The organism is Streptomyces sp. NPDC020983 (assembly GCF_044333485.1).
Lineage (GTDB): Bacteria > Actinomycetota > Actinomycetes > Streptomycetales > Streptomycetaceae > Actinacidiphila.
Map to the genome: position 1 here is coordinate 36,778 of NZ_JBIRRA010000022.1, position 13,351 is coordinate 50,128.

Sequence of the window (13,351 nt, forward strand, 5' to 3'; positions counted from 1 at the left end):
CGGGGGTCTAGCCACGGGGTGCTCCGGGGGCTTCCCCCGGCCCGGCGGCTCCTCCGCCCCTCCCGGCGTCGATGCGGTAGCCGACGCCCGGCACCGTCGCGATGACCCACGGCTCGCCGAGCCTCTTACGCAGGGCGGAGACGGTGATGCGCACCGCGTTCGTGAACGGGTCGGCGTTCTCGTCCCACGCGCGTTCGAGGAGTTCCTCGGCGCTCACCACTCCCCCGTCGGCTGCTGCCAGGACCTCCAGCACCGCGAACTGCTTCCTGGTCAGCGCGACGAAACGCCCGTCCCGGTAGACCTCACGACGGAAGGGGTCGAGCCGCAGCCCGGCGATCTCCCGTACGGGCGGCCTGCTGTGGGCCCGCCTGCGGTCCAGCGCCCGCAGCCGCAGGGCGAGTTCCTGGAGGGCGAAGGGCTTGGTCAGGTAGTCGTCGGCGCCGAGCCCGAAGCCGGAGGCCTTGTCGTCGAGCCGGTCGGCGGCGGTGAGCATGAGGATCGGCATGCCGCTCCCGGAGGCGACGATACGGCGGGCGACCTCGTCGCCGGAGGGCCCGGGGATGTCGCGGTCGAGGACGGCGATGTCGTAGGTGTTGACGCCCAGCAGCTCCAGCGCGGTGTCGCCGTCCCCGGCGATGTCGGCGGCGATCGCTTCGAGGCGCAGGCCGTCGCGGATGGCTTCCGCCATGAAGGGTTCGTCCTCGACGATCAGCACGCGCATGGCACGGATGCTACAAGCGGGTACATATCGTCCGCGTATCGAAAAGCGCATACGCGGTGGCAACACCGTGCCGCCTTGGCTTGCGGCATGCACGAGACCGCACCACCAGCACGAACGAAGACCGTTGCGGACGCGGGGAAGGCCGCCGCGGAAGCGCCAGGGGCCGGTGCCGTACGCCCGGCCCCTGGCGCCGGGGGCAGGCGCGAGCGCCGCGCCGGTACGGAGGAGGGCAGCCACGGCAGCCCTGCCCCCGGCGCCGTGGGCAGGCGCGAGCGCGTCCGGCGGAACCTGAGGGCCCGCGTGTGGGGCGAGCGGCTGCGGCCCCGGGCCTGGCCCGCGCACGCCCGGCGGGCGGTACGGGCGGCCTCACGGCCGGGGCCCTGGAGGCGCGGCCGGGTGCTCGCGGGGTTCGCGCTCGCGCTCGGCCTGCTCCTGCTGCTCCACGCGCGGATCCCGAACGGGGCCGGGGGCCTCGGCAGCCTCGCCGAGACCTTCCTGCCGTGGTTCGGCGCGCTCGTCCCGGCCCTGCTGGCCGGGGCGTTGTGGCGGCGCTCCGCCACAGCGGTGGTCGCGCTGCTGCTGCCCGCCGTCGTGTGGCTGAACCTCTTCGGCGGGGCGCTCCAGGACAAGTCCCGCCCGGGCGGCGACCTCACCGTGGCCGAGCACAACGTCAGCGACGCCAACCCCGACCCCGCGGGCACCGCCCGCGGCCTCGCCGCCTCCGGCGCGGACGTGGTGGCCCTGGTGGAGCTGACGCCGCAGGCCCGGCCCGCGTACGAGCAGGCGCTCGCGGCCACGTACCCGTACCACACGGTGCAGGGCACGGTCGGGCTGTGGAGCAGGCTGCCGCTGTCCGGCACCCGGCCGATCGACGTCAAGGTGTACGGCTCCGGGCCGGGCCGCGGGCCCGGGGGCCTGCGCGGGGCCGTGCACCGGACGCCGCCGCAGGACACCGGCACGGCGGCCTCCACCGCGACGGACGCGACCCGTGCGCTGCGCACCACGGTCACCACGCCCGAGGGGCCGGTCGCGGTGTACGTGGCGCACCTCGGCTCCGTGCGCGTCTTCCCGCGGAACGGCTTCTGGACCGACCAGCGCGACGCGGGCGCGAAGGCGCTGACCGAGGCGGTCGCCGCGGAGGGTGACGCGCGGGTGGTGCTGCTCGGCGACCTCAACGGCACGGTGGACGACCGCGCGTTCAGCGGCCTGACCGCGCAGCTGCACTCCGCGCAGAGCGCGGCCGGCATGGGCTTCGGCTTCACCTGGCCCGCGAAATTCCCGGTGGTCCGGATCGACCAGATCCTGGTGCGGGGCGTGCGGGCGGACAGCTCGTGGGTACTGCCCGCCACCGCGAGCGATCACCTGCCGGTGGCGGCGCGGCTGACCCTCTGAGCGTGCGCCCGCTTCGCCGGGGCCGTCGTTCGCGGGGTACGGAGCTGCGCCGGCGCGAACGGTGCACCAGGTGCCGACGCCCGCCCCGTGCGCACGTTTCGCCGGGCACCGACGCTCGCCCCGCGCGCACGATGCGCCGGGCGCGCCCCGGGTGCCGTGCACCTGCCCGCTCCCCGCACCCCCGCACCCCCGCGGGGCGCTACGCCGCCGCGTGGCCGTACAGCGCGGACTCGCCCAGCTCCTCCTCGATCCGGATGAGCTGGTTGTACTTGGCCGTGCGGTCGGAGCGGGAAAGGGAGCCGGTCTTGATCTGGCCGCAGCCCGTCGCGACGGCCAGGTCCGCGATGGTCGTGTCCTCCGTCTCGCCGGAGCGGTGGGACATGACGACCTTCCATCCGGCGCGGCGGGCCGTGGCCACCGTGCCGAGCGCCTCGGTCAGCGTGCCGATCTGGTTGACCTTGACCAGGACGGCGTTGCCCACCCCCGTGCGGATGCCCTCGCGCACCAGCGCCTCGTTGGTGCAGAAGACGTCGTCGCCGGTCAGCTGGCACCGGTCGCCGACCCGGGCGGTCAGCTCGCGCCAGCCGTCGTGGTCGTCCTCGGCCATCGGGTCCTCGACGGAGACGACCGGGTACGCGTCGATGAGCCCGGCGAGGTAGTCGACCTGCTCGGCCGTGGTCCGCCGCACGCCCTCCCCCGTGTACGCGTACACGCCGTCCCGGTAGAACTCCGACGACGCCGGGTCCATGACGAGCCCGATGTCCGCACCCGGCCGGTAGCCGGTCCGCTCGATCGCGGCCATGACGAAGTCGAGGGCCTCCTCGGCCGTGCGCAGCGCGGGTGCGAAGCCGCCCTCGTCGCCGACTCCGGTGGAGTGGCCGGCGGCCAGCAGGTCGCGGCGCAGGGTGTGGAAGACCTCGGAGCCCATCCGGACGGCCTCGGCGAAGGTGGCCGCGCCGACCGGGGCGATCATGAACTCCTGGAAGTCCAGCGGGTTGTCGGCGTGCGCGCCGCCGTTGACGATGTTCATCATCGGGACCGGCAGCACGCGGGCGTCCGCCCCGCCGACGTAGCGGTAGAGCGGCTGCCGGTGGGAGGCCGCGGCGGCCTTGGCCGTCGCGAGGGACACCCCGAGCAGCGCGTTCGCGCCGAGGCGTGCCTTGGCGGGCGTGCCGTCGAGCGCGACGAGCGCGGCGTCCAGGGCCGCCTGGTCGCGGGCGTCGCGCCCGGTCACCGCGTCGGCGATCTCGCCCTTCACATGGGCCACGGCCCGGTCCACGCCCCTGCCGTGCCAGCGGCCGGGGTCGCCGTCGCGCAGCTCCACCGCCTCGCGGGCTCCGGTGGAGGCGCCGGAGGGCACGGCGGCGCGGCCGAGGGACCCGTCGTCGAGGACGACGTCGACCTCGACGGTCGGGTTGCCGCGGCTGTCGAGCACGGGGCGGGCGGTGACGGTGCGGATGGTGGTGGGGCTGCTGGGTGCGGGCATGGGGGGTCCTTCCCTCTTCGCCTGGGGGCGGCCCGGCTGCGGCGGCGCTGGCGCTCGGGCTGACACGATGAACTCTACAGCATGGCTGTGCAGTATTGCTGTTCAGTTCTGCTGTTCAGCTGATCTGTACAGTGCAGCTGTATAGTTGCGTTACGGGTTAAAGTGCCCTATGCCGACCCCGGATGCCGCCACCGTCGCGGCCGAACTGCGTACCGCGATGGGCAAGCTCACCCGGCGCGTGAAGGGCGAGGACGTCATCCCGCTCGGCCAGATCGCCGTGCTCGGCGCGCTCGACCGCGACGGGGCGATGACGACGAGCGACCTCGCGGCCGACCAGCGGGTGCGGCCGCAGTCGATGGCCCGCGCGGTGGGCCTCCTCCTCGACCAGGGCCTCGTCACGCGCCGCGCCCACCCCACGGACGGGCGCAAGTCCCTCGTGGAACTGTCCCCCGCCGGGCGGGCCGCCCTGGAAGCCGAACGCGGCCGCCGGGCGGGGTGGCTGGCCCTCGCGATCGAGTCCGAACTCACGGAGGAGGAGCGGGGGGTACTGGCGCGGAGTGCGGTGCTGATGGAGCGGTTGGCTGCGGGCGGGGCCCGCTGATCGCTTCGCTCGATCTCGCGGTGGGCTGGGGCTGCTCGCGGCTCGCCCCGCGGGCCTCATGCGCTACGGGGTGGGTGGTGCGGTGCGCTGCGCGACCTTGCCGCCGGTGGGGGGCGCTCGCGGCTCGCCCCGCGGGCCTCTTGCACTGCGGGGTGGGTGGTGCGCTGCGCTGCGCGACCTTGCCGCCGGTGGGGGGCGCTCGCGGCTCGCCCCGCGGGCCTCTTGCACTGCGGGGTGGGTGGTGCGCTGCGCCGCGCGACCTTGCGGTGGGTGGGGGGTTGCTCGCGCAGTTCCCCGCGCCCCCGGGTTGCCCGGCGGGGCATCGCGCTGTCCGTGCGGGGGTGGGGTCGGGTGCCACTCCGGGGGTACCTCCTCGGAATGCGCGTCTGGCCTCTCCCTGAGTTGGTGGGCGGCGGGGTGCGCATTCCTGCGGGGGCACCCCCGGATCGTCCCCCTCCCGGTGTCTCGTGGGCGGCTGCCTGCCGGTGGGGGTGAAGTCTCCGGCGCCGCACGCCGGGTGCGGGTGCGCCCCGGGGGCTCAGCGGCCGCCGGGCTCCAGGTACGCGGCGACAACGCGGGCCCCGGCGCGGAGTTCCTCGGCCTGGGCGGGCCGGCCCGCCTGGTCGTAGGCCTGGGCCGCGGCCTCCCGTTCGGCCAGTTCCGCGCGGACGATCCGCTCCACGTCGGCGTCGGTCAGCTCCCGCCGGGCCGCCTCGGCCGCACCCGCCCCCACGGGGGTCTGCTCGATCGCCGGACCCCCGCCGGTCGCGGCGGGCGCTTCGACGGCCCCGGCGTTCTCGATCGCGGCGAGCGTGGAGCGGAGCAGGGCCAGCGTCGCCTTGTCGCGGGCCCGCACGGCGGCCGGCAGCGCGGCCCTGAGCCGTTGCGCGAGCGGTGCGGGGGCGGAGGAGGAGTTCGCGTTCGACATGCCGGTCACGCTACGGCCCTCCACGCCGTACTCGATCGGCTTTCGGCGACCCGGCTCTCCGGACTCGAATTGCCCTGCCCACGCCTCCGCCGGGACAGCACACCCGGCGTCCGGGGCCGCGGCCGACGCGGAGGGGCCGTGGAGGGCGCACCCCCGGGTCATGGGTGCCGGGCGGGGGGACAGGGCGTGTCAGGGCAGGGGCATCTCCTTGCCGAGACCGGCAGCCCGCGCGACCCGGCGCGCCTGGACCTCGTCCTGCGTGCGGCTCATCTCCCGGAGGACGGAGCGGCGTTCGCGGGCGGAGAGGCGGTCGACGTAGAGGCTGCCGGAGAGGTGGTCGGTCTCGTGCTGGAGGCAGCGGGCGAAGTAGCCGCGTCCTTCGACGACGAGGGGGTTGCCGTGCATGTCCTGGCCGCGGACGACGGCGGTGTCGGGGCGGGCGAGGGGGCGGTGGGGGCCGGGTACGGACAGGCAGCCCTCGGACTCCTCGACCAGACGGCGCCGGTCGGCGGGGAGTTCGTCGAGGACGGGGTTGGCGATGTGGCCGACGTGGCGCACGCCCCACTCGTCGGCCATGTCCCACACGAAGAGCCGCAGCGGCACGCCGATCTGGTTGGCGGCGATGGCGGCGCCCTCGGCGACGGCGTTGGTGGCGAACATGTCGTCGACGAGCCCGGCCAGTTCGGGCGAGCCGAAGTCCGTGACGTCCGCGCACGCACGGTGCAGCACCTCTTCGCCGACGACGGTGATGCGGCGCACCGTGCCGCGCTCCACCTCGGGCGGCAGCGCGGGGTACGACGCCACGCGCTTCCCCTGCACCCGCACCTCGCGCACGTCCTCGTTCATCCCCAGCCCCTCCGTTCGGCCGGCAACTCCCCGGCTTGCCAATCGATTTGCAAAGTAGCACTCTTTGCAAATGACCGAGGACGAGATGCGGAGGGCGGCGGCCCGGCCGAGCCGCGCCCGGCGGGAGCTGCCGGACCACCCGGTACGGCTCGCGCTCCTGGACCTGCTCGCCGAGGAGGGCACGGTCACCGCGACGCAGGCGGCCGCCCGGCTGGGCCACAGCTCCGGGCTGTGCTCCTTCCACCTGCGGCAACTGGCCCGGCACGGCCTCGTGGAGGAGGCGCCGCACTCCGGGGGCCGCGGCGGGCCGCGGCCCTGGCGGCTGCGCTGGGAGGACCCGCGCGTCGCGGAGGCCGCCGGGGCGGACCGCCCGGACGCCGGCCCGGGTCCGTACGGTAAGGGCATGGACCCCGCCCGTACCGACGCCTACCTCCGCCGGATCGGCGCCGTCCGCCCGGCGGCCGCCGACGCGGAGGCGCTGCGCGAGCTGCACCGCCGCCACCTGGTGAGCGTGCCGTTCGAGAACCTGTCGATCCACCTCGGCGAGGACATCGTGCTCACCGGGGACGCCCTCACGGAGAAGCTCGTCACCGCCCGCCGCGGCGGTTTCTGCTACGAACTCAACGGCGCTTTCGCCGCCCTGTTGCGCTCCCTCGGCTTCGGCGTGGAGCTGCTGGCGGCGCGCGTGTTCGGCGACGGCGGGCGGCTCGGACCGCCGTACGACCACATGGCGCTGCGGGTCACCGGCGCGGACGGCGGCGGGCCGTGGCTGGCGGACGTCGGCTTCGGACGGCACAGCACCTTCCCGCTCGACTACGCGAGCCGCGACGAGCAGCAGGACCCCGGCGGCAGCTTCCGTCTCGCCGACGCCCCGCACGGCGACCTGGACGTCCTCCACAACGGTGCGGCCGCCTACCGGCTGGAGCAGCGCCCGCGTGAGCTGGGCGACTTCGCGGCGACGTGCTGGTACCAGCGCACCTGGCCCGGCTCGCACTTCCGGCAGTCGCTCGTCTGCTCACGTCTGACCGGCGACGGGGGCCGTCTCACCCTCAGCGGCCGCACGCTCGTCCGTACCGACGCCGAAGGGCGCCGTGAGGAAAGGGAGTTGGCCGCGAGCGAGGTCCTGCCCGTCTACCGCGAGCACTTCGGCATCACCCTCGACCGCGAACCGGTGGTCGGCGCGGTTCAGGCGTAGGCGTCCTCGGCGACGAGCCGCCGCAGCGTGCGCAGTGCCGGGCGGAGCCGGTCGGGGCCGGTCGAGCCGAGGGCGAGGCGGATCGCCTGCGGCGGGTGGGCGGAGGTGGAGAAGGGCTCGGCGGTGGCCACCGAGATGCCCCGGCGCGCGAGGGTGGCGGCCAGGCGGTCGGCGCGGGCGTCGTCGGGCAGCGGCAGCCAGGCGAAGTACGACGAGGGGTGGCCGACGAGCGGCAGGCCCGCCAGTTCCTCGCGGGCGATCGCCTGCCGGGCCCTGGCGTCCTCCCGTTTCGCGGCCTCCAGCCGGTCCACCGTGCCGTCGTCGAGCCAGCGGCAGGCGATCGCGGTGCTGAGCGCCGGGGTGTTCCAGACCGTCGCCCGCACCGCGCGTCCGAGCGCCGGCACCAGGGACGGCGGTGCGACGACGAAGCCGACGCGCAGCCCGGTGGCGACGTTCTTGGACAGCCCCGAGACGTGGACGGTGATGTCGGGCGCCGTGGCGGCCAGCGGCGGTGGCGGGTCCTCCGCGAGGTAGGCGTACGAGGCGTCCTCGATCACCAGCGCGCCGTGGCGCCGGGCGATCCCGGCCAGACGGACCCGGTCGGCCGCCGGCACGACCCAGCCCAGCGGGTTGTGCAGGGTGGGCATCGTGTAGACGGCGCGCACCGGCCGGGTGGCGCACAGCCGCTCCAGGGCGTCGAGGTCCGGCCCGGCGGCAGTGACCGGGAGCGGCTCCAGGTCGAGGTGGAAGGCGTGCGCGAGCACCTTGAAGCCCGGGTAGGTGAGCGCGTCCACCGCCACGACGTCGCCGGCGGCGAGCGCGGCCATGACCGTGACGGCCAGGCCGTGCTGGGCCCCGCTGACGAGGAGGATCCGGTCCGGGTCGCAGGTGATCCCCCGGCGCCCGAGGTGCCGGGCGACGCAGGCCCGGTCCTGGGGGCGCCCCGGGTGCGGCTGGTAGCGCAGCAGCGCGTCGAGGTCGCCGGAGGCGGCGACCTCCCGCAGCGCCCGGCGCAGGAGGCCGGGCTGCTCGGGCAGCACCGGGTAGTTGAAGTTGAGGTCGGCCGCGCCGTTGGCCACGGCCCGTTGGTCGATGCCGTGGCCGGGGGGCAGCGCGGTGTCGCGCACGAAGGTGCCGCGGCCCTGCTCCCGGCTGACCAGGCCCATGGCCTCCAGCTCGGCGTACACCCGCGTCGCGGTCACCACGGCGACCCCCTCACGGGCGGCGAGCGCACGGTGTGTCGGCAGCCGCTCGCCCGCAGCGAGCCGGCCGGCCCGGATGTCCGACGCGAAGGCGTCGACCAGGGACTTGTACCGCGAGGCCGCCATGGACCGGATTGTATCCATGACAATTCTTTGACTGTCCCGTCCGCGGATCCCTACCGTCAAAGCCCACTCACCGGGAAGGACAGCCGCCGTGCACATCGCCATCCTCACGTTCGAGGGCTACAACGAACTCGACTCCCTCATCGCGCTCGGCGTCCTGAACCGCGTCCGGGCCGACGGCTGGCGGGTCACCCTGGCCACCCCCGGCCCCAGGGTCACGTCGATGAACGGGGTGACCGTCGAGGGGATGTCGACCCTCGAGGAAGCGTGCGCCGCCGACGCCGTGATCGTCGGCAGCGGCATCGCCACCCGCGAGGTCGTCGAGGACCCGGCGCTCATGGGTGTCCTGCGCGGCCTGGACCCCTCCCGCCAGCTCATCGGCGCGCAGTGCTCCGGCGCGCTCGTCCTGGCGCGGCTCGGACTCCTCGACGGCATCCCCGCCTGCACCGACCTGACGACCAGGCCGTGGGTCGTCGCCGCCGGTGTCGACGTCCTCGACCAGCCCTTCTACGCCGACGGCGCCCTCGCCACGGCCGGCGGCTGCCTCGCCTCCCCCTACCTCGCCGGCTGGGTCATCGCCCGCCTCGCCGGTCCCGCCGCCGCCGAGGAGGCCCTGCACTACGTGGCGCCGGTCGGCGAGAAGGAGGAGTACGTCGCCCGCGCCTGGCGCAGCATCAGCCCCTACCTGCCCGCGCCGGCACGCGTGTGAGCGCCGCGGCGGGAGGCCGCCGGTCCGGCGCCGTACGGGAGCCGGCTCAGACGTCCCAGCGCGCCCGCAGGCCGGCGAAGAACTCGTGGAAGCCCGGGAAGGTCTTCTTCACGCACGACGGGTCGTCGAAGGTCGTCCCGGGGTTGCGCAGGCCCGCGACCGCGAAGCTCATCGCCATCCGGTGGTCGCCCCGGCAGGCGATCTCCACCGGGCGCGGTGTACCCGGGCGGATCTCGATCCAGTCCCTGCCGGTCGCGACCTCGATGCCCTGCGCCCGCAGGTTCTCCGCGCACGCGTCCAGCCGGTCGCACTCCTTGACGCGCGTGTTGTAGACGTCCTCGATCCGCACCGGACCGTCCGCGTACGGGGCGATCGCCGCGAGCGTCGGCATCGTGTCGGAGATGTCGCGCATGTTGACCGTCACACCGGACAGCCTTCCGGTCCCGGTGACCGTCGTCCCCTCCGCCCCGATCTCCACGTCGGCGCCCATCTCCCGCAGCACCTCCACGAACCGGAGGTCGCCCTGCAGGGCGCCCTGCCCCAGGCCCGGCACCGTCGCCGTCCTTCCCGCGAGCGCAGCCGCGGCGAAGACGTAACTGGCCGCCGACGCGTCCGGCTCCACCGCGTAATCGGCCGGCCGGTAGCCGCCGGGCGGGACCACGAAAGTATCGCCCTCACGCGCCACCTCGACACCGAAACTCCGCATCATCGCCAGCGTGATCTCGACGTACGGCACCGACACGATGCCCGTCACCTTGATCCGCAGGCCCTCCCGCGTGAGCGGGCCGGTCATCAGCAGCGCGGTCAGGAACTGCGACGACAGGCTCGCGTCCAGCACCACCTCGCCGCCCTCCACACCCGAGGCCCGCACCGTCAGCGGCAGATGGCCCTCGGCCTCGTCGTGCGTCAGGTCCACGCCGAGCGCGCGCAGCGCCCCGGTCAGCGGGGCGACCGGGCGGCGGCGCATCTGCGCGGAGGCGTCGAAACGGTAGACACCGCGGTGCCCGGCGGCAGCGAGCGCGGGCAGGAAACGGGCCGCAGTGCCCGCGTCCCGGCAGTCGACCTCCGCCGCAGGCGCGGGCGGCCCCTCCGGGCTGCCGGTGACCCGCCACGCGTCCTCCGCCCGCGCCACCCCGTACCCCAGCGCCGCCAGGCCCTGCGCGAAGCCGTCGGTGTCGTCCGACAGCAGGGGCCTGCGCAGCACGCTCTCGCCGCCCGCCGCGGCCGCCAGGAACAGCGCCCGGGCCGTCACGGACTTCGACCCCGGTACGGCGACGATCACCACTGCCTCCCGTTCTCCCCGGCGGGTCACTCCCCCCGGCGGCCCCGATCTTACGGCGCCGCCACCGCCCCGCCCGCGCCGTCTCAGCCCGCGGTCGGCGGCGCCGCGCCCGGGCGATGCCCACCCGGGGTGCGTACGGCTGACCCGCCGCCGGGGTTTCCCGCGCCTGGCGGCGCGCCGCTCCGGGCGGTGCCCGGTTGCCGGTACGTGGGCGGCTTTCGCGCCGCGGGGGTTTCCCGCGCCTGGCGGCGCCGCACTCGGGCGGTGCCCGCCCGGGGTGCGTGAGCGGCTGACCCGCCGCCGGGGTTTCCCGCGCCTGGCGGCGCGGGGTGTTCCCACCCCCACCACCCGTGCAGATTCGACGTCGGCTGACGGCCTTCTCGTCGGGGTGCGCCGCCGTCGGGGGCGAACCGCAGTCCCCGAGAAGACCTCACCCCCACCGGCAGGCAGCCGCCACACCGGCCCGGGAGGGGGACGATCCGGGGGTGCCCCCGCAGGAATGCGCACCCCCGCCGCTCACCGGACAAGGGAGAGGTCAGACGCGCATTCCGAGGAGGTACCCCCGGAGTGGCACCCGACCCCACCCCCCGAGCAAGAGCGCGATGCCCCGCCGGGCAACCTGGGGGCGCGGGGAACGGCGCGACCAGCCCCCACCGGCAGAAGATCGCGCGGCGCACCGCACCAGGCACCCCGCAGCGCAGAGGCCCCGCGGGGAACTCCGGGAGCACCCCCACCCACCGCACGGACGCGGAAAGAACGGCACCAGCCCCCACCCTGGGCCCACCCCCCGGAGGGGCTACGCGGCGAGCCGCTCCAGAAGCTCCGCCAAGCGCGTGCTCACCGTCAGCCGGTCCCCGGCGGTCAGCGCGGAGCCCAGCCCCACCGCCACCGCACCCGCGGCGATCCACTCGGGCGCCGCCGCGAGCGAGATACCGCCGATCGGAACGAACGGCGCCTGCGGGAGCACGGCGCGGAGCTCGGCCACCCACTCGGGGGTGAGGGAGACCGCGGGGTAGACGGTCAGGGCGTCGGCGCCGAGTTCGAGCGCGCGCACCGCCTCGCCCGGGGTGGCGACCCCGGGGAAGACGGGCACCCCGTAGCGGTGCCCGGTGCGCAGCACGCCCTCGTCGAGGTTGGGCGTCAGCAGGAAGCGCGCCCCCGCCTCGATGGCGAGCCGTGCGGCCACCTCGTCCAGTACCGTCCCGGCCCCGATGATCGCGTCGTCACCCACCTCACGCACGAGCGTGGTGACCGCTTCGAGCGCGAAGGGCGTGGTGAGGGAGATCTCCAGGGTCGTGAGCCCGGCGGAGAGCAGGGTGTCGGCGGTGGCGGCGGCCTGGTCGTACGTCTCGGTGCGGATGGTGGCGAAGACCCGTTGTGCGAGCGCGGCCCGGGTGGTCTCCCAGCGGTACACGGAGGATCTCGGTCCTTCCCTAACGGTGCTGCCCGGTCGTGCACGGGAGTGCAGGTGCGCAGGTTGGGGAGAGCGCGAGCAGAACGCTACCCGCACGGCGGGGGCCGTCCGCCAGGCGTTCCCGCAGCTGTCACCGCACCGTGACACGGCCGGGGCAAGCATCCTCGCGCGTAACGCGAGCCGTGGTGGCCAGCGGCGACAGGACGAACGCCGGGCATCCGCGGGCACGCAACGCCAGCGGCCGAGCGGTACCCCGCCCGGCGCGCAGCCGAGCCGCACCACGAACACCACGCCCGACACAAACAGCCAAGCCGCACGGCGCACAGCACCCGGCGCACACACCTGAGCCGCACAGCGAGCGGCACCCGGCGCGCAGCCGAGCCCCACCACGCCCGGCGCGAAGCCGAACCGCACCACGAACACCATGCCCGGCGCGAAGTCGAGCCCCCACCACGCCCGGCGCGCAGCCGAACCGCACCACGCGCCCGGCCCCCGCCCCGGCGGCACCCGCACCCGCCCCCGCCCCGGCGGCACCCGCACCGCGGCGGTGCCTCACCCGGAGTGCGTGGAGAAGAGGCCCCCCGTGGGGCCCTGCTTGTCGCCGCCCTGGGCCTTCTTGAGCGCGTTGGCGAGGCCCTCGATCGTCATGGACTGGAGGATGACCCGCCCGTTGCCCTCCAGGGTGGCGAGCGAGAGGCCCTCCCCGCCGAAGACGGCGTTCATGATGCCCTGGCGGTTGAGGCCGCCGATGCGCTGGATGCCGTACTGGATGCCTTCCTCGAAGGCGACGATGCAGCCGGTGTCGACCTCGATGCGGCCGCCGAAGTCGGCGGGGTTGAGGTCGATGAAGTTGCCGGCGCCGGCGATGATGACGGTGCCGTGGCCGGTGAACTTCTCCAGGATGAAGCCCTCGCCGCCGCTCATGCCCTGCCGTCCGCCGACGAAGGCGATGCCGAACTGGACGGTGTCCTCGGCGGCCACGAAGGCGTCCTTCTCGGCGAACCAGGCGCGCGATCCGGACAGCTCCAGGGCGCGCATCTCGCCGGGCAGGACACCGGCGAAGCCGACGGTGCCCTCGCCGCCGGAGGCGGTGAAGTACTGGAAGGCGAGCGACTCGCCGGCCAGCGCGCGCTGGCCGACCTGCATGGCGGTGCCCATGGCCTGCCGCAGGAGGCCGCCCATGCCGCCGGCCCCACCGGCGCCACCGGCGCCACCGGCGCCTCCCGGCTGGCCCCCGCCGCCGGGCCGTCCGCCGAGCCGGGTCTCCATGGAGACGTTGGCGGTCTTGAAGAGGAATTTCCCGGCCTCGCAGTAGACCGTCTGCCCGGGGTTGAGGGTGCAGACGGCCATCTGCATGGCGTTGCCGACGATCTGCTGCTGGAGCGTCACCGCAGGACTCCTTGAAACGAACGATGCGGAAAGGGGCGAAACCGGTACGGTTCACGCCCCTGC

The 13,351-nt window shown here is 75.1% G+C and carries 12 protein-coding genes; 4 read left to right on the forward strand and 8 right to left on the reverse strand.

What is annotated here, in order from left to right:
* Positions 1-7 precede the first annotated feature (7 nt).
* Entirely contained in the window at positions 8-721 is a 714-nt protein-coding gene (locus ACH4SE_RS34090; RefSeq protein WP_398547441.1) for a response regulator transcription factor, read from the reverse strand.
* 315 nt (positions 722-1,036) lie between these two features.
* On the opposite strand from ACH4SE_RS34090, the gene ACH4SE_RS34095 reads away from it, so the two are divergent.
* Positions 1,037-2,113, forward strand: coding sequence for an endonuclease/exonuclease/phosphatase family protein (locus ACH4SE_RS34095; protein WP_398547471.1), 1,077 nt, complete (start codon positions 1,037-1,039; stop codon positions 2,111-2,113).
* 199 nt (positions 2,114-2,312) lie between these two features.
* Here ACH4SE_RS34095 and eno read toward each other — a convergent pair whose 3' ends face one another.
* Positions 2,313-3,599, reverse strand: coding sequence for a phosphopyruvate hydratase (eno, locus tag ACH4SE_RS34100; protein WP_398547442.1), 1,287 nt, complete (start codon positions 3,597-3,599; stop codon positions 2,313-2,315).
* Between the two features lie 169 nt (positions 3,600-3,768).
* Between eno and ACH4SE_RS34105 the strand changes: the two genes are divergently transcribed.
* The gene (locus tag ACH4SE_RS34105) at positions 3,769-4,200 is read left to right on the forward strand and encodes a MarR family winged helix-turn-helix transcriptional regulator (protein ID WP_398547443.1); all 432 of its coding nucleotides are present in this window, start codon (positions 3,769-3,771) and stop codon (positions 4,198-4,200) included.
* Positions 4,201-4,738: 538 nt separating this feature from the next.
* Here the strand turns inward: ACH4SE_RS34105 and ACH4SE_RS34110 are convergent.
* Together ACH4SE_RS34110 and ACH4SE_RS34115 are read right to left on the reverse strand one after the other, a co-directional pair.
* Entirely contained in the window at positions 4,739-5,128 is a 390-nt protein-coding gene (locus ACH4SE_RS34110) for a hypothetical protein (RefSeq protein ID WP_398547444.1), read from the reverse strand.
* Positions 5,129-5,317: 189 nt separating this feature from the next.
* On the reverse strand, positions 5,318-5,974 hold the full coding sequence (locus tag ACH4SE_RS34115; RefSeq protein ID WP_398547445.1) for a peptide deformylase: 657 nt from the start codon (positions 5,972-5,974) through the stop codon (positions 5,318-5,320).
* Positions 5,975-6,044: 70 nt separating this feature from the next.
* On the opposite strand from ACH4SE_RS34115, the gene ACH4SE_RS34120 reads away from it, so the two are divergent.
* Complete coding sequence (locus ACH4SE_RS34120; RefSeq protein ID WP_398547446.1) at positions 6,045-7,169, forward strand: arylamine N-acetyltransferase; 1,125 nt, start codon at positions 6,045-6,047, stop codon at positions 7,167-7,169.
* On the opposite strand, the gene ACH4SE_RS34125 is transcribed toward ACH4SE_RS34120, so the two are convergent.
* A complete protein-coding gene (locus ACH4SE_RS34125; protein ID WP_398547447.1) occupies positions 7,160-8,497 on the reverse strand; it encodes a PLP-dependent aminotransferase family protein in 1,338 nt (445 codons plus the stop codon). The genes ACH4SE_RS34120 and ACH4SE_RS34125 overlap by 10 nt on opposite strands.
* A gap of 88 nt (positions 8,498-8,585) precedes the next feature.
* On the opposite strand from ACH4SE_RS34125, the gene ACH4SE_RS34130 reads away from it, so the two are divergent.
* The gene (locus tag ACH4SE_RS34130) at positions 8,586-9,203 is read left to right on the forward strand and encodes a DJ-1/PfpI family protein (protein ID WP_398547448.1); all 618 of its coding nucleotides are present in this window, start codon (positions 8,586-8,588) and stop codon (positions 9,201-9,203) included.
* Positions 9,204-9,249: 46 nt separating this feature from the next.
* Here ACH4SE_RS34130 and aroA read toward each other — a convergent pair whose 3' ends face one another.
* The 3 genes from aroA to ACH4SE_RS34145 all read right to left on the reverse strand — a co-directional run bounded on the left by aroA (position 9,250) and on the right by ACH4SE_RS34145 (position 13,288).
* Positions 9,250-10,485, reverse strand: a complete 1,236-nt coding sequence (gene aroA, locus ACH4SE_RS34135) for a 3-phosphoshikimate 1-carboxyvinyltransferase (protein ID WP_398547449.1) — start codon at positions 10,483-10,485, stop codon at positions 9,250-9,252.
* 796 nt (positions 10,486-11,281) lie between these two features.
* Positions 11,282-11,899, reverse strand: coding sequence for a bifunctional 4-hydroxy-2-oxoglutarate aldolase/2-dehydro-3-deoxy-phosphogluconate aldolase (locus ACH4SE_RS34140; protein ID WP_398547450.1), 618 nt, complete (start codon positions 11,897-11,899; stop codon positions 11,282-11,284).
* 552 nt (positions 11,900-12,451) lie between these two features.
* Positions 12,452-13,288 carry an AIM24 family protein gene (locus ACH4SE_RS34145; protein WP_398547451.1) on the reverse strand — a complete coding sequence of 279 codons (837 nt, stop codon included), beginning with the start codon at positions 13,286-13,288 and terminating at the stop codon, positions 12,452-12,454.
* Between the last annotated feature and the right edge of the window lie 63 nt (positions 13,289-13,351).